The sequence below is a fragment of the Pseudonocardia sp. TRM90224 genome (genome assembly GCF_021245725.1).
Lineage (GTDB): Bacteria > Actinomycetota > Actinomycetes > Mycobacteriales > Pseudonocardiaceae > Pseudonocardia.
In genome coordinates this window covers 40,986-57,136 of record NZ_JAJGSX010000044.1, presented here as the reverse complement: position 1 = coordinate 57,136, position 16,151 = coordinate 40,986, and the positions used below count along the sequence as shown (strand labels likewise).

Genomic DNA, 16,151 nt, shown 5'->3' with positions numbered 1-16,151 from the left:
GCCGTCCCGGTCGAGGTGCGCGGGCCGCCGACGGCCGCGTCGGTTCCGGTGGCCGTCGTGGTGACCGCGCCGGTGCAGCCCTTCGGGCAGTCCAGCGTCGCGTTCGAGCTCGACGTGCTCGACGGACCGGTCAGCGGCTGACCCTCGGCCGGCTTCCCGGTCGCCGGGTCGATCACGACGTGGTCGGGCGCGCTCGACGCCGCCGACGTCGTGCCGCCCTTGCAGCCACCACCGGTCACGACGCACCCCGCCGTCGCCGACGTGCCGCGCGCCTCCGGAGTGACCGCGGTGTCGCGTGCGGTGGTGGCCGACGCCGCGGACCCGCCGCACTCCGCCCTGCCGCCGGTGCAGGCGATCGTCGCCGCCGCGTCGGACACGCTGACCGGCCCGCTGACCGGCACGACCCCGCCGGCCTGGACCACCTTGGCCGCGGCCCGGTCGGTGACCTTGCTGCCGGACTGCGCGCCGCACCTGCCGCCCACACCGTTCGCGGCGCAGTCGGCCGAGGCCGCGCTGTCGCGGATGCCGACGATGTCGCCCGACGCCGCACCCGAGGTCGCGGTTGCGGCGGTGCCCTTGCATGCCGCTACGGCACACTCGACGGTCGCGCCTGCCGCGCTCGACACCACCGGCTTGATCACCACCGGCTTGATCGCCACCGCGCCGCTCTTGCGGTTGACCGGGTTCGCACCGGCCGCGCGGTTGGTCACCGACGTCCCCGACTCGGCCGAGCAACCACCGGAGGTGGCGGTGCAGGTCGCCGAGGCGGCCGTGTCACGGGCGGCGGCCGGCTCGGCTGCAGCGGCCGCGGTGGCGGTGGTGGTGGCCGCCCCACCCGTCGTGGTGTTCGCCGTGCCGGTGCACCCGATGGTCTTGCCGCACTCGACGGTGCCGGCGGCATCGGCGGTGCCGGCCTTGCCGGAACGGATGTCCGCAGCGCGGGCGCCGCTCTCCACCCCGCAACCGCCGGCGGTCACCGAGCAGCTCGCGGCCGCCTTCGTGGTCGCGGTGTTCATCTTCTCGACAGCGGCGTCCGTGTTCGCGCTGGTGTCGGCGGCGCCGGTGCAGCCGGTTGCGCCCGAGCGGCACGACACGGCCGCTTCGGCCATCGGCTGCGCCGGGTCGAGGTCGACCTCGGCCGTGATGCCACAACCCCGCGCCGTCGCGGTGCACGTCGCCGACGCCGCTGCCTTGCCGGCGCTCGTCTGCCTGTCCACCACGGCAACGGCACGCACGTCCGCGTCGGTGCCGTCCTTTCGTTCGGTGAGCGGGCCCGGCTTCTGCTCGGCGGGTCCTTCCGTGGAGCCACGACACGTCCCCGCGTCGGTCTCACACGTCATCTCCGCGCCACGCTTGCCTGCGCCGCTGGACTGCTCGCAGTCGCCTTCACCGGTCGAGCACCATGCGGATGCCGTCACGTCACCCTTGGAGGTGGTGCTGCCACAGCCCTGGTCCGCGCCGGTCAGCACGCACGACGCCGAGCCTTTCGCGTCGCCCGACTCGCTGGACGCACCACACCCGGACGACACCCCGGCAATGGCCACACACCTGTCGCGGTCCTTATCGCCGTCCGATTCGCTGACCGAGCCGCACTCGACGAACACCCCGCTCTTCCCGCAGCCGGCCGCGGCGCCGTCACCGTCCGGCGCGTGGCCGGGGACGTCCGGGCGGTCCCGGTTCGTCGCTTCCCGCAGCTCGTCGGTCGACTTGTAGAGCTTCTGCTTGTCCGCGTCCAACTGCGCGGCGTTCCGCTCGTGCTGCTCGGCCGTGACTGCGCCGGAGGCGACCTGCTCCTCCTCGGCGTCGAACGCCGCCTGCCGCACGGAGATGTCGCGGTGCCCGTCGACGACCTCGTCGATCAGCTCGGCGTTGCGCTCCGACACCTCGGCCTTGTCGGCGTCGGCCTGGTCGGCCAGCTCCTGATGGGCGGTCTCGCGCTGCGCCAGCTCGTCGGCCGTCAGCTCGCCGGCGGCTGCCTGCTTGCGGCTCTCCTCGAGCTCCGCCGCCGAACGGTCCTTCTCGATCCGGCCCTCGAGCGCCTTCTCGACCTGCTCCGCATCGTCGTCCGACCACCGGTCGGACCCGTGCTCGTGCTCCTGCTCATCGCGATCGTGGTCGTCGCGGTCCCGCGGCGGGCCCCGGGGGTCGTCCTCATCGCCCATGCGGGCGCGCAGCTGCGCGAGGACTTCCTCGCTCGACGGCGACCCGGACTCCAGCCCTGCCGTCTCCGGCTGGGCCTCGGTCGGCGCCTGGCGGTCGTTGTGGTGGTGGTCGGCGTCGTGGCCGTCGTTCACGGTGTCCGGAGCCGCTGCACCGGTCGCCGCGGTGTCCGCGTCGTCGCGCTCGCTGTGCCGGTCGGCGACCTTCATCGCCCAGTCGACGATGCGCTCGACGGCGTCACCGTCTGCCCACTCTTCGGCGTTCCCGTCGCGGTCCGCCCATTCCTTGATCCGCTCGTCCAGTTCGCCGGAAACACGCTCCCGCACCTCGTCGGCGAATGCCTTGCCCGACTCCGTGGAATCGGACTGCTCGTCGGCATCGGTCGACTCCGAAGTGCGCTGCTGCGCGTCGTCGTCCTCGGGCTCGGTGACCGGCTCTTCCGAGCGGTGTTCGCTGCGCTCTCCGGAATCCTGTTCCGTCGACTCGTACTGACGGTCGTCCTCGGTCCGGTCGGATTGTTCATCGTCGGCCACGACCGTGGGCTCCTGATCGGAACCCGCTTTCTCCTCGTCGCGATCCGGAGCTGTTTGCTCCGCCGCGCCGGAGTCCTCGGTCTCGGCATCGTCCGAGTACTCGCCCGCACCGGACGAATCCTCACCGCTCCCTGAATCAGTGCTCTCCGATTCCGGCTCGCTCGAATCATCCGAACTCTCCGCATTGCCGGAGTAGCCAGAGCCTTCCGAGCCTTCCGAGCTTTCCGCGCCATCCGAGCTGGCGGAGTCACCGGAGCTGTCGGAGCTTTCCGAGTTCTCGGATCCCTCCGAGCTGTCGCCCGACCCGCTGTCGTCATCCGATCCGGCAACACGAAGCCCCGCAGGCCGTTCCTTTCCTGCTTTCAGGAGGCCCTGCGATCCGACCATCACCGGAACCGCGGCCGCCGACGCCGGTGTCGCGAGGAGTGCTGCCCCCATCCACAGCGCCAGCACTCCGCCGGCCATGAAGAGCGTCCACCTCAGCATCCCGACGACCCGCCACCCGAGCGAGGGCCGCAACCGCACGACACAGGCGGCACCGCACACGGCAGGGCCGAAGCCCGCGCCGTGGTCGTGTTGCCTGCACATGAGGTCCGCTCCCAGCTCGATAATGGAGAATGAGGAATGAGGGCCGGCTGCGTCACGTCAGCAACCACGGCCCACGCCGGCGAGCGGCGCTGAACAAAGCGGTGCCAGTACCTCCAGGGTGCGCTGCGTCAGCAACCTGCAGAACCGGCCACGCTCACCACCCGGCTGAGCTGGTCACGCAGCTTCAGTGACCGATCAGACGGATGACCAGTGCCATCCGGAACTCTCCGGTAAGCACGCTGACTATCTAATCAGACGCTCTCCGCGATGTCCAGTCACCCCTACAGACGCCTCTGACCAGCAGAAACGACCCCGCCTGCCCGTGAGGACACCGGCGACATTAAGAGGACTGAAAACCTTCCTGATTTCCGCTGGATATCCGCCCGGCGAGTCGCTGGAGCCGGTGTGCTCATGTCCGACGATCCGGCCCCGAAGCAGAGGACGGCTGACAATGGGCACCACCAGCCTGATTACCCGACGCCTGCGACGGCACCGCGCCTGGCGCCGCACGGCTTGGGCCGGTCATGGCGGCATGGCGACGGCCATCACCGGGATGATGGCCGTCGGCCCGGTGCAAGCCGCCGGTATCGCAGCTGTCTTCGCGACGATCACACCGCTGTTGATCCTCGTGTGGCGCGAGCACCGAACACCGTCGACGGCCACCCCTTCCGTGTTCCGCAACCGCTCGATCGGCGTGGCGACAACACAAGGCGCCGGGCTCTGGCTCCTCGTCGGCGGCGCAATCGCGTGGCTGGCCGCACCGGCCGCCGCAGTGGCGCTCGCATTCCCGGCCGTCGCGGCGTTCCGGGCGGTCCGATATCCGCTGTCCGCCGAACTCGGCGAGACGGACGTCGAGATCCGCGTGCGGATACGCACCGTCGGCCTCCAGCCCTCGTGGTCGAGCCCGCATTCGGCGACGCTGACGGGTACCGATATCACCATCACCGCACAATCCAGCCCGACGCGGATCTATCAGGAGCGCATTCCGCTCGGCGACGTGCTCGACATCGATATCCGATCCGCCGACCCGACCGACGACCCGTGGTTCAGCTTCGACGGCTTCTGGCTCGCCACACCGCCTGGCGAAGTGATGGTGGTCAGGCACACGAAAGGCAAGCGGGTGCTGCCCGTCCTGCACGCGGCGGAGTTCGGCGCCGTGGCCCGCGCGCGGGCCGTTGCGGCCACGAAGACCGCTTGATCCGTCGAGGTTCCGATCGGGGTTGCGCTGCACCCGACCCGGTTGCGATCATCGCGGTCGTGACCAACGGAAAGGGCTTGAACGCCCTCGCGCGGTGAGTGCCCGTCGACGGCGGATCAGCCGTCCCGTCCCCATCCCGCACGACCCCACCCATGATCTCGAGATCTGGTCGAGAGCCGTCGACATCCGGACCGAATGGCTCGGCCACGCGCTGAGCTGCGAGCCGGCCGATCGTGATACCGCCGAGGCGGCCATCCAACGGCTGTATGCGCTGGTCGGGCGGCCCTCGCCGAGCTTCGTCTGGGCCGACTCGCCGGCCGCTGCGCTGCAGGTGCGGCCACCGCCTTCGTCGTCGGAGACGTTCGCCGACCCGTCGTCCGTGGCGCACCGGATCGCATCCGCGGTGTCCTCGATGCGCGAACGGCTGGATCGCCAGGGGCGTGTGCGGCCACCGCCATGGCCGGCCCGGCAGATCGATCCGCTGTCGGCGTTGCGGTCGGGCACGGACCTCACGACGGTGCTGGAGGCGGGCGGCGCGGCCGTGCTGCGCCGGGTGGTGCACGACTCGATCGTCGGTCATCTGCGGGCCGAACTGGCGCTGCCCAGGTTGGGTCTGCACTGGTCCGGACAGCACGACGTCGACTGGATCGCCCGCTGCGAGATCAACCGGCGGCTGTTCGGCACGCAGTTCGGGGCGGCCGACACGGCTCAGCTCGAACTCCGGGCCGCGCTGGCCCGCTCGTGCGGCTGGTGGTGGCCGCACGACGACGTGTGCATCGTGGTGGAGCGTCCGCTGGTGATGCACGTCGAACCCGTGCCCGGCCTCGAGCGCGACGAGGTGCGACCGCACCACGGGAGCGGTCCCGCGGTCGTCTACCCCGACGGCTGGGCGGTGCACTCCTGGCACGGGACGCGGGTTCCGCAGTGGGTGATCACGGAGCCGACCGCGGACCGCATCGCCGAGGAGCGCAACGTCGAGATCCGCCGGTGCGCCATCGAGCGCATGAGCTGGCCGGACTTCATCGCAGAGGCCGGCCTCACGCTCGTCGCGCAGCGCCCGGACCCCGGTAACCCCGGTCATTCGCTGCAGCTCTACGAGCTGCCCTACCACCGTTGGGCCGCCCGGACCCGGCTGCTGCTCGCCGTGAACGGCTCGGTGGAACGCGACGGCACCCGGCGCAGGTACGGGCTGCACGTCCCGAACATGTTCAGCGACCCGATCGACGCCGCTGCCTGGCCCTACGGGCTCACCGGCGACCAGTACGCGCAAATGCAACGCCGAACCTGAAACGAGGTGACCATGATGAATCTCGACGCACTGCTCGACATCACCGGACTCGACGTCCTCGACCACCTGGACCGGCAGGTCGCCGTGCCGGTGGTCGACGGGCTGCAGGCGCAGGGTGACCTGATCGTCATCCCGGCGGGGATGACCCCCACCGTCACGACCTGGCCGAGCTCCCGCTGGCGGCCACTTCCCGCCGAGGGGTTGGAGCTGGTTCGCGGGATCGCCGGCAACAACCCGCACACCCTCGTCGCCGAACCGGGCACGTGCGAGCTCACGCCCGACGTCGAGGACCCGCTGCGGCTCGCCATCGCGATGTTCACCAACACCGCGCCCGCCTACCTCATCCACCCCGAACACGGAGGCACCGGGATCGCGCCGGGCCGCTGGCTCGTCCGACGGCAGCGGGAGCGCGGGAACAGCCGGGGGCGCGGAACCGGCGTCGTCCTGGTCGCCGACTGATCAGTAGCCCGCACGGGTCGGGAAGGGCGGGAAAGTCGGCCATGGCCCTCTGGACCACCACGAGGGATGAAATTCCGTGCTGAGGTTGGGATGTGTGCGTTCCGCACGCAAGGGCAGGAAAGCCACCTTCAGGCCCTGTGAGGGCAGGAAAGTGGCTTTCCTGCCCTCAACACACACCCGGGGGCAGGTGGCCGGCCGTGCGCCATGCGCCTCATGGAACCGTGTGGTCGTCGCGGCCAGTCCGTGCGACGAGGTGGGTGCACGGACAGCAGCCGTAGGGCGCTCGTGCACAAGTTGATGCCTTCGTGCACACGTTCGAACCTGTGCAAGAGGTGGCGAACCTGTGCACGACCAACCCTCGGACGTCAGGACGGGGTGCAGGTCCAGTGGCAGATGCACTGCTCCGGCTTGCCGCCACCGCAGTACACGCACTTCCAGTAGAGACTGCAGCCGGGCCGCCTTACCTCGCACGTCGTCGTGCACTTGCCGGCGACCGCCGCGGCCTTCACACCAGGCACGATCCGGCTGAGCAACCGGTCACTCAGTGCTCCGATGATTTTCATCAGGATTCCTCCGATTCAGAACGATAACTGCAACCTTGCAGGAGTGTTTCGTTCGGTAAGGTAATTTACCAATCGAAACATCCGATCACAAGTCAGCGGCCATCTGGGACCGCGGGCGGCCGCTCGTCGGTCCAACCCACCGACTCGACGACCGTCGAGTGCCAACGCTGCCCTGCCGGTGGCAGTCCGGTGTGTCCCGGGATCGGCTCGACGACGACGGTCTCCTCGCCGAGCGCGATCCCCGCACCGACGTCGATCAGCACGCGGTGCTCCAGCACTCCGCCGCCCTCGACCGCCTGCCGCATGGACACTGCGGTGCCCGCCCGGCCCAGCACGTCGTGCGCGTGCGGGTCCACGGTCATGCCCGGCAGCGCCGCCAGCATCCGGAACGCGGCCGCCCGGACCTCGGGTCGCACCGGCTGCTTCATGATCAGCCCGGATCCGGTGGTGAACAGCCAGGTGTCGGGGTCCATCGGGTCACCGGCGGCCGCCGGGTTGTCCCCCGTGTAGCTCTTGAGCAGGTGCTCTCGCAACGCCTCCTGGTCGGTCGGCAGCTGTTGCAGCTGGGCCGGTGAGATGCCGTCGCCGGCCTCGACCGGGAAGGCGAGCGGCGGCTCCGACGCCGCCGGTACGACGCGTTCCGTGCACGGTTCTCGCGGAACGCAGAGCGCCTCGGTGAACCGATCGGGCGCGCCCGCATTGCGCCACGCCTCCTCATCTGCCGGCGACAGCGGTGCCGCGCCCAGGTTGGTGCTGATCCATGCACCCGGATCCGTCGGCGACTTCGCGGTCCAGGTGTCGAAGCGATGACGCTCCTCGACGAGGTAGCCACCCGGCCCGGGGGTGCGGAAGACGGAGCTCGACAGCTCGCTGCTGCGCCAGAACGCACCGTCCGTCGCCGGCAGGGCCTCGGCCGACATCGCGGCGGCGAGCAGCACCTGCGGGGCCGAGACCACGATCGTCGGTCCGCTGCTGGACGGAGCGAACGCACCCTGGCCGAGGAGCGGAATGCCGACCGCGGCCGCGGCGGCCAAACCGACGGCCGCGATGAGCATCGGGCGACGATTGGCCGGGCGACGCAGTCGCGACGGCCGGTCGGTGGCGAAGGCGCGCTCCAGGTCACGCCGGCGCCGGCCGGGATCCGGACGCGGATCGAGCTGCGGAGGGCGGGCGTCGGCGAGGCGCTGGAGGGAGTGGTGGGTGTTCATCGGCCCGTCCTCGTGGTCGCGGGTTCAGTGCATTCCGCCTCGTGCACGACGGCACGGTCGAAGCGACGACGGGCGCGGTGCAGGCGCACGGCGAAGGTCGCCGCGCTGCAGCCGAGCACCCGCGCGGCGTCGGCCGGGCCGAGGCCGTGCCACGCCACCAGCGTCAGCAGCTCCCGGTCGGCGTCGGACATGCGGGCGAGCGCGCGCAACACCTCGGCCCGATCGGCGACGTGCTCTGCGATGTCGCTGCCGGCCTGATCCGTCGCGTCGGCCCACCGTTCGAGATCGGACGCGAGCGCGGCGCGCCGCAGCTCTTTGCGGTAGGAGTCGTGCAGCACGTTGCGTGCCACGGTGAGCAGCCACGGCACGACGGCCGTGGCCGGGATGTCGTCGAGCCGCCGCCAAGCCACCATGAACGTCTCGCTCGCCGCCTCCTCCGCGATGTGCTGCCCGGCCCGGCCGGCGAGGTAGGCGAAGACTCTCGGATAGTGCTGGTCGTACAGCGCGGTGAAGCGTTGTGCCGGATCCTGCTCTGGCAAGGTTCGGCTCCTTCGGGTTCGGATGCCACATCCGGTAGTGGTGCCGCCCGCCGCGTTCTTACAAGGTGCCACCACCGCTGCATCAATTCCGCGATACGCCGAGTACCTCCGGACCGGCGACGACACGATCCTCTCCACCGCCTTCACCGCCGACCACCTCGACCACGTGAGCGGGCAGCGCGGCGTCGAGATCATGCGGCTGGTGCGGAAGTGGCTGGACGAGAGCTTCGCCGACGTGACCCACGAAGTGCACGCTGTGACAACCGGTAGCGACATCGTTTCTTTGTGGTTCTCCAGCACGGCGCGGCATGTCGGCAGCGCGTTCCCTCCGCTCGGTGGGCGGGCGGCGACCGGCCGGATCGTCGTCGCCGAGGCGGTGCACATGTTCCGGGTGGTCGACGGGCGGCTCGCGGAACACTGGGCCGTGCGCGACGACCTCGGGGTGCTCCGCCAGCTGGACGCCCCGGAACAACAGCCGATCCAGCGCGATCGCCCGAGGTTCAGCGCCTGAGCGGACGAAACTCGGTTGTCCCGCACGCCCGCCGCGCGGGACAGTCGTGGGCATGACGTTCTGATGGGCAGCACACCGCTCCAGGTCCAGCGTGGTCGACGCGCGCCTGGGAACCGTCCATCCGTCATACCTCCCGGAAGAGATCCTCTTGTCCGAGCACCCGTCCGCCGCCACCGTCTCCGTCTTCGCCTCTCCTGGCAGCTGGATCGAGTCCGATGCCGTTGCGCAGTGCCACCAGGTGGCCGCGCTCGACGGCATGGTCCACGTCGCCGCCATGCCCGACCTGCATCCCGGCAAGGGCGCTCCGATCGGCGCCGCAATGTTGTCGACGGTGCTGTACCCGCTGCTGGTGGGCTCCGACATCGGTTGCGGGATCGCGGTGTTCCCCGTCCGGCTCAAGCGGGCCGTGCCGGAGAAGCTGGCCGCCCGGTTCCCCGACCTCGACCGCGCGCTCGACCCGGACCTGGACGCCGACGACCCGGCGTGGGACGTGCTGGCGGGCGACATCCCGGCGGGTCACGTCGACGGCCTCGGAACGGTCGGGCGGGGCAACCACTTCGTGGAGCTGGCGCAGGTCGGCACCGTGTTCGAGGCGGAGCATTCCGCCCGGCTCGGCGTCGCCGCCGGCGACCTCCTGCTCATCGTCCACAGCGGGTCGCGCGGGCTGGGCGAGCGGATCCTGCGCGCGCACACCGAGACCCAGGGGGCGGGCCCCGCGGCCGATCCGGCCGCCTACCTCGCGATGCACGACGACGCCGTCCGCTGGGGCTCGCTCAACCGGCGGCTGATGGCCGCCCGCGTCGCGCACGCCCTGGGCGCCGAGCCCACCGCGCCGATCGTCGACATGTGCCACAACCTGGTCGAGGTCCGCGACGGCCAGTACCTGCACCGCAAGGGCGCCGCTCCCGGCGACGGCCGCGACGTGCTCGTCGCCGGCACGCGGGGCACCCCCTCCTACCTCGTGGCCACCCATGCCGGGTCGGAGGCGAACCACTCCGTGGCGCACGGCGCGGGGCGCAAGATGTCGCGTGCCGACGCGCTGCGCCGGGGCCGGGCCAAGCACACGGTGGCGGAGCTGCGCCGCACGCCGGTCGGGTCGCTGGTGGTGTGCGGCGACCGCCAGCTGCTGTTCGAGGAGGCGCCGACGGCGTACAAGCGCATCGAGCAGGTGATCAACGACCTCGTCGCCCACGACCTGGCCACCCCGGTGGCGACCACGGTCCCGCTGGTCACCTACAAGACCCCCGAGAAGACGGCAGCGCAGGCCGCAGCACCCCGTCGCGACCGCCCCCGCGTCCGGGGCAGACGATGACGCAGCCCGTCCACCTGCTGCTCTCGGCCGGGCGCGGGCCGCAGGAGTGCTGCTGGGCACTGGCCCAGCTGCTGGTCCGCCTGGAGGCCGACGCCGGCGGACGCGCGGTCGTCCGCCGGGTACACGCTGTCCCCGGCGACGAGCCCGGCACCTTCCGCTCGGTGCTCGTCGAGATCACCGGTGTCGACGCCCCGGCGTTCGCCGACTCGTGGACGGGCACCCTGTGCTGGCAGGCAGCCAGCCCCTACCGGCCCCGCCACAGCCGGAAGAACTGGTACGTCATCGCCGAGCAGTGCCGGCCCGACGCCGGGCGCACGACGTTCGCGGAGGCCGACGTCGACGTCGTCGCGTGCCGCACGGGCGGCCCGGGCGGGCAGCACCGGAACAAGGTCAGCAGTGCGGTGCGGGCTACGCACCGACCGTCCGGGATCGTCGTCGTGGTCGACACCGAACGCCATTTCGGCCTCAACCGCCGCCTCGCGATGCAACAGCTCCGCCGGCGCCTCGACGGCCGCGACGACCTGGCGGAGCAAGCAGCCGTCACCGCCCGGTGGCAGGTGCACGACCGGCTCGTCCGCGGCAACCCGACGCGGGTCGAGAGGCCGCGGCGCTAGAAGAAGCCGCGGCGGCGAGAAGCGTCCTGGAGGTAGCCGTCGAGCTGATGCTCCCAGTTCGTGCCGGCGACGGTGCCGTAGTCGACGGTGAAGATGCTGAACGAGTCGTGGCCCTCGCTGAACATGCCGCCGCGCTTGTCCACCTCGAGCACGACGTCCATCGAGTGCGGACGCGCCACGAACGTCACTTCGAGCTGCGTGATGCCGTGCGCGTAGCGCGCCGCCGGCAGGAACTCGATCTCCTGGTAGAACGGCAGTTCCTGGTGGACGCCGCGGATCCAGCCCTTCTCGCAGTCGGCGCTGCGGAACCGGAAGCCGAGGCTCGTGAAGGCTTCGAGGATGCGCTGCTGCGCGGGTAGCGGGTGCACCGCGACGGGATCGAGGTCCGTTGCGTCGATCGCCTGCGCGACCGCCAGCTCGGTGCTCAGCCCCACGGTCGTGCCGTACAGCGGCTGACCGTAGAAATGGGTCAGCGGCGCTTCCCACGGCACCCGGAAGCGGAAGGGGAACGTTCGCCGCGCCCGGTCGTCGAGGATGAACGGGCCCGTGATCGGCAGCTTGGCGTACTCCATGTCGGTGCGGTACTCGTGGTCGCCCGACTCCATCTCGACCCGGGTCTTGAGTGCGAGGCTGACGCCCTCGATCCGCGAGTCGTGGGTGCCGCCCTGGACCGTCACCTCGCCGGTGAGCATGCCGCCCGGCACGACGTTGGGATCGTGCAGCACCGTCTCGACCTCGGGACCACCGACACCGATCGCCTGCATGAGCTTCTTGAACGCCATGCCGGGCACCCTGTGGCCCGGGCCTTGCACTCCCGTTTCACGGGAGTTGCACGACTGCGTGATCGACGGCGCCGGGTCGCAGGTAGTGCCCGAAGCCCGCACGTTCGACTCGCTCGACAAGCGTTTGTGGTCCGTGCCGAGCGCGGTCGCCGTCGTCTGGAGGTGCCACACGGTGAGTCGCCACTTCCAGCACGGCGAGTCGCCACTTCCAGCACGGCGAGTCGCCACTTCCAGCACGGCGAGTCGCCACTTCCAGCACGGTGAGTCGACCTTCCCGCCGGCCGGCTCGGCAGCCGGCGGAACAGGAGTGCAGCGGGCCGCCGACGTCGCCGCACTAGACTTCGGTGCCATGACCGAGACGACGGTCGCCACTGCGCCACCAGCGGCGACGTGATCGAGGACCGGCTCACCCGCCGAGCGCTGATCACCATTTTGCTGAGCGGGCTGCTCACGGGGGTGGTCGCGCTCGTCGGCGTCGGGGCGTCCGGCGTGCTGCCGGCCCAGGTCTTCCGCGCGCAGACGGTGGTGCTGATCTCCCCCGCCGCCGACGTCTCCTACGGCGACAAGAACGGACTGTGGACGGCGCTCGAGGGCGGCACGCAGAGCCAGATCGCCGCTGCCCTCTTCGCGCAGCCGAAGTACCGGGACCTGGCAGCCGTCGCGGCCGGGGTCGCGCCGAACCAGCTGTCGGTCACCGCAGGTGTCGTCGAGAGCTCCGTCCTGATCAACATCAAGGTCGACGCCCCGACAGCGGCTGTGGCCGAGACGGTCGCCGACAAGATCGTCGAGCTGGCCCGGCCGGACATCGCGGGCACGGTCGGGAAGTTCCAGGTCAACGCGGTGCAGCCGGCGACGGGCACGGCGACGCCGGCCGGCATCCCGGCCGGTCAGGCGCTTGTCGTCGTGTTCATCGGCGGGCTGGTCATCGGCTCCGGTTTTGCGTTCGTGGCGATCCGTGCACGCCGCCGCAAGCAGGACGTCGCGGCGTACGACAGCGGCTCGTTCCCCCTGCCGACACCGCCGCGTCCGCGCCCGCCGCAGCGTTCCGCCGGGCCCGCCCGCAGACCCGACGGCAGTCCGCCCCGCCCGCGACGACCGCCGGGTACGTAGTCGCGTACGTACTGCTTCGGTCGTCCACCCGGCGACGACGTGCATAGCCTGCCGAGGATCGAAGAGAATCCGATCCGCCTGGTGCACGATCGCCGAATCAGGAGACTGCTTGGCCGCGAACCTGCGATTCCGCCTGCTGGGCAGCTTCGAGGTGACACGCGGCTCGACCCCGATCGAGGTCACGTCGAACAAGCTGCGGGTCGTCCTGGCCACGCTGCTGCTCGCCGCCAACCGAACCGTCTCGGTGAACGCGCTCGTCGAGCGCTTGTGGGGTTCGACGCCGCCGGACGGTGCCCGCGCCACGTTGCAGGTGCACGTGATGCGGCTGCGCCGGACGCTCGGCGACGACCACCCGATCCGGACGACCGCCGGTGGCTACCGCATCGTCGTCGAGCCGTCGAACGTGGACGTTGCCCGTTTCCACAGCCTGCTCCACCAGTCCCGGGCGGCATCGGATCCGATTTCCGAGGCCGACCTGCTCGCCGAGGCCTTGTCGCTGTGGCGCGGGCCGGCGCTGCTCGGCGTCGAGTCCGACGCGCTGCACGAGGCGGAGGTGCCGCTGCTGGTCGAGGAGCGGCTGCGCGCCGTGGAACGACGGGCGGAGATCGCACTGTCCTCCGGCCGGCACGCCGAGGTGATCGGCGAGCTCACCGCGCTCGTCCACGAGCATCCGCTGCGGGAACGTTCGTGGGCCTCGCTCATCGCGCTGCTGCACCGTTCGGGGCGGCGAGCCGACGCGCTCGACGCCTACCAGCGCATGTACCGGAGGTTCCGCGACGAGTTGGGCATCGGTCCGGGCGACCAGATCCGGCAGCTGCACGGCGCGATCCTCGCCGCGGAGCCCGACGCCGACCATGCCGAGCCGAGCCGGGAGCGGCGCTCGACCGATCCCGTCGTGCCGCCCGCCCAGCTGCCGGCCGTCCTCGGAACGTTCGTCGGTCGCGCCGACGAGCACGCCCGGCTGCGGCGGCACCTGTCGGGCGCCGCGCATGGAGCGCAGGTCGTCGTGATCTCCGGCGCCCCGGGCGTCGGGAAGACGGCGCTGGCGCTGCGGGCGGCCCACAGCGTGCGCGAGCTGTTCCCCGACGGGCAGCTCTACGTCGACCTGCAGGGCCATTCGACCGACGATCCGGTGCCGCCGGCGGCCGTTCTCGAGCGGTTCCTGCGGGCATCGGGTGTTCCGGCGGCCGCTGTGCCGGACGACCCGCAGGACAAGGCCAACCTCTACCGGAGTGTGCTCGCCGGACAGCAGGTGCTCGTCGTGCTCGACAACGCGTCGAGCACCCGGCAGGTACGAGCGCTGCTGCCGGGTGGCGCGGGTAGCGCCGCTGTGATCACGAGCCGCAACGCGCTGCGTGAGCTGGCCGTCTCCGGTGCCGAGACGATGACCCTGCAACCGCTCTCCGAACCGGAGGCGTACGAGCTGCTGGCCGACGTGGCCGCGCAGGCCCGCGCGGAACCGCGGGCCGCCCTCGACCTCGTCGAGGCCTGTGGCCGCCTGCCGCTGGCGCTGCGCATCGCCGGGGCCAACCTCGATGCGAACCCGCACCTGCCGCTCCACGCCTACCTGGCGGAGCTCCGCAGCCGCGGCATCAGCCACCTCCGCGTCGGCGAGAGCGAGGAGATCGCTGTCCGCAGGGCGTTCGACCTGTCCTACGAGCAGCTGCCGGTGAGCGTTGCGGACCTCTTCGGTTGGCTCGGCGTGGCACCGGGCAGCGACTTCAGCGTTTACGCCGCGGCCGCGATCGCCGGAACCGATGACATGACGGCCGCTCGCCGGCTCGACGTCCTCGTCGCCGCCAACCTCGTGCAACCGGCGGCGGACCGGCGATACCGGATCCACGACCTGCTCCGGAGCTACGCGGCCGACCGGGCCGCCGACGATCCCCCGGGCAGCGCCGCGGCGGTCACCAGGCTGCTCGACCACTACTTCCACTCCGCCCGCAACGCGATCGCCGTGCTGGAACCGGACCGCCGGCCGGATCCGCTGCCCTCGCCCGGCACGGAGGTGCGGCCGAACCGTCCCACGAGCGAGTGGGCGGCGCGGTCGTGGCTCGACGCCGAGCTGCCGAACCTGGTGGCGGCCGCCCTGCACACCGGTGCGCCCGAGGGCTCCCAGCGTTCCTTCCGGCTGGCCGAACTGCTGCGCCAGCACGTCTCGGCCTCCGGCTACTGCCTCGACGGCATCACCGCGTGGGACGCCTCGTTGCTGGCTGCGGAGCAGAACGTCGTCGCCCCTGCGCCCACCACGCTGACGACGTTCGTCGTCGACCGCTACCGGAAGGCCCTCTCGCACCGGACCGACACGGACGGTCCCCGTACCGCTTCCTCCGGGGGCGGCGATCCCGCCGCTGGACCGCTGCACGACAACCACCGCGGCTTCAGCACGTTCGTCGCCGGACGCCCTGACCTGGCGCTCGGGTGGCACCGGCAGGCGCTCGTCGCTGCGCAGGCGCTCGGGGACCGGCGCGGAGCGGTGCAGGCCTACAACGGCCTCGGGATGGCGTCGTGGGCGACCGGGCGGCTGACCGCCGCGATCCACGCGCACGAACGGGCCGCCCGGATGTCGGACGAACACCAGGACGCGCACGTCCGGGGCTTCTCCCTGCTGTGGCTGGGCGTCGCCCGCGCCGCCTCCGGTGACTACGTGCAAGCCGCCGCCGATGTCGAAGCCGGGATCCGGATCGGCGTGGCGGTGGACGAGCCGAAGCACCAGATCATGGGGCAGGTCGTCCGGGCCGACATCCTGACCCGGACCGGCCGACCGGACGCCGCGATCGGGGAGCTGCTGGAGGCGCGCCGTCGCGCGGAGGAGCTCGACTTCCGCCCCGGCATGCCGGGACTGCTGGTCCACCTCGCGGAGGCGCGGCGCGCCACCGGCGACCCGTCGGCGGCGCTGCGTGACGTCCGGCTCGCCCACTCGCTCGCCGGCGATGCCGGCGTGCGGAGCTGGGAGATCCCGGCGCTGATCGAGCTCGGTCGTTGCCAGCTGGCGCTCGACCAGCCGGTGCAGGCGGAGGAGTCGCTCCGTCGTGCGCTGGCGGACGCCCGCGTGGGACGGATGCGGCTCGCCGAAGCCGACGCGCTGTTCGCGTACGGGCTCGCCGCGGTGCGGCTCGGCGACGACGTCGGCGCGTACCGGTACTGGCGCCAGGCCCGCCGCATCCACAAAGGCATCGGGACGCCTGGAGCGGCGCACGTCGGGAGGCAGCGCGCCGTCGCGGACACCTTGACCTTGCTGCCGCCCCTCCGGCTCAGCAGCTGACGAGCGGCGGCCACGTCCGCG

12 protein-coding genes are annotated in these 16,151 nt (G+C 71.5%); 8 read left to right on the top strand and 4 right to left on the bottom strand.

Annotated elements, in window-relative coordinates; translation table 11 throughout:
- The coding region (locus LL648_RS36640; RefSeq protein WP_232667435.1) for a hypothetical protein at positions 1-2,693 on the bottom strand (2,693 nt) is incomplete at its 3' end.
- Positions 2,694-3,732: 1,039 nt separating this feature from the next.
- Between LL648_RS36640 and LL648_RS36635 the strand changes: the two genes are divergently transcribed.
- The 3 genes from LL648_RS36635 (at position 3,733) to LL648_RS36625 (ending at position 6,226) form a co-directional block, all read left to right on the top strand.
- Entirely contained in the window at positions 3,733-4,479 is a 747-nt protein-coding gene (locus tag LL648_RS36635; RefSeq protein WP_232667434.1) for a hypothetical protein, read from the top strand.
- 94 nt (positions 4,480-4,573) lie between these two features.
- The gene (locus LL648_RS36630; RefSeq protein WP_232667433.1) at positions 4,574-5,767 is read left to right on the top strand and encodes a DUF6745 domain-containing protein; all 1,194 of its coding nucleotides are present in this window, start codon (positions 4,574-4,576) and stop codon (positions 5,765-5,767) included.
- A 12-nt stretch (positions 5,768-5,779) separates the two neighbouring features.
- On the top strand, positions 5,780-6,226 hold the full coding sequence (locus LL648_RS36625; protein ID WP_232667432.1) for a hypothetical protein: 447 nt from the start codon (positions 5,780-5,782) through the stop codon (positions 6,224-6,226).
- Positions 6,227-6,881: 655 nt separating this feature from the next.
- Here the strand turns inward: LL648_RS36625 and LL648_RS36620 are convergent.
- On the bottom strand, positions 6,882-7,997 hold the full coding sequence (locus LL648_RS36620; protein ID WP_232667431.1) for a CU044_5270 family protein: 1,116 nt from the start codon (positions 7,995-7,997) through the stop codon (positions 6,882-6,884).
- Positions 7,994-8,536 (bottom strand): RNA polymerase sigma factor, encoded by a 543-nt coding sequence (locus LL648_RS36615; RefSeq protein WP_232667430.1) that lies wholly within the window; start codon positions 8,534-8,536, stop codon positions 7,994-7,996. The genes LL648_RS36620 and LL648_RS36615 overlap by 4 nt, the downstream gene beginning before the upstream one ends.
- Before the next feature lie 22 nt (positions 8,537-8,558).
- Between LL648_RS36615 and LL648_RS36610 the strand changes: the two genes are divergently transcribed.
- From LL648_RS36610 to prfH, 3 genes are all read left to right on the top strand, one after another.
- Positions 8,559-9,047, top strand: a complete 489-nt coding sequence (locus LL648_RS36610) for an ester cyclase (RefSeq protein ID WP_232667429.1) — start codon at positions 8,559-8,561, stop codon at positions 9,045-9,047.
- A gap of 148 nt (positions 9,048-9,195) precedes the next feature.
- Positions 9,196-10,359 (top strand): RNA ligase RtcB family protein, encoded by a 1,164-nt coding sequence (locus tag LL648_RS36605; protein WP_232667428.1) that lies wholly within the window; start codon positions 9,196-9,198, stop codon positions 10,357-10,359.
- Complete coding sequence (gene prfH, locus LL648_RS36600) at positions 10,356-10,973, top strand: peptide chain release factor H (protein ID WP_232667427.1); 618 nt, start codon at positions 10,356-10,358, stop codon at positions 10,971-10,973. Before LL648_RS36605 ends, prfH begins: the two co-directional genes overlap by 4 nt.
- On the opposite strand, the gene LL648_RS36595 is transcribed toward prfH, so the two are convergent.
- Entirely contained in the window at positions 10,970-11,755 is a 786-nt protein-coding gene (locus tag LL648_RS36595) for a sporulation protein (RefSeq protein WP_232667426.1), read from the bottom strand. The two genes, prfH and LL648_RS36595, sit on opposite strands and share 4 nt — an antisense overlap.
- Before the next feature lie 390 nt (positions 11,756-12,145).
- Between LL648_RS36595 and LL648_RS36590 the strand changes: the two genes are divergently transcribed.
- Together LL648_RS36590 and LL648_RS36585 are read left to right on the top strand one after the other, a co-directional pair.
- Positions 12,146-12,865: a hypothetical protein gene (locus LL648_RS36590; protein ID WP_232667425.1), complete on the top strand. Its 720-nt coding sequence runs from the start codon at positions 12,146-12,148 to the stop codon at positions 12,863-12,865.
- A gap of 109 nt (positions 12,866-12,974) precedes the next feature.
- On the top strand, positions 12,975-16,130 hold the full coding sequence (locus tag LL648_RS36585; protein WP_232667424.1) for an AfsR/SARP family transcriptional regulator: 3,156 nt from the start codon (positions 12,975-12,977) through the stop codon (positions 16,128-16,130).
- Positions 16,131-16,151: the final 21 nt, after the last annotated feature.

Excerpts from the sequence above, each read along its gene's own strand:
- LL648_RS36635 (WP_232667434.1), top strand. The coding sequence starts at position 3,733 with ATGGGCACCACCAGCCTGATTACCCGACGCCTGCGACGGCACCGCGCC.
- LL648_RS36625 (WP_232667432.1), top strand. The coding sequence starts at position 5,780 with ATGATGAATCTCGACGCACTGCTCGACATCACCGGACTCGACGTCCTC.
- LL648_RS36620 (WP_232667431.1), bottom strand. The coding sequence starts at position 7,997 with ATGAACACCCACCACTCCCTCCAGCGCCTCGCCGACGCCCGCCCTCCG.
- LL648_RS36610 (WP_232667429.1), top strand. The coding sequence starts at position 8,559 with ATGCCACATCCGGTAGTGGTGCCGCCCGCCGCGTTCTTACAAGGTGCC.
- prfH (WP_232667427.1), top strand. The coding sequence starts at position 10,356 with ATGACGCAGCCCGTCCACCTGCTGCTCTCGGCCGGGCGCGGGCCGCAG.
- LL648_RS36595 (WP_232667426.1), bottom strand. The coding sequence starts at position 11,755 with ATGGCGTTCAAGAAGCTCATGCAGGCGATCGGTGTCGGTGGTCCCGAG.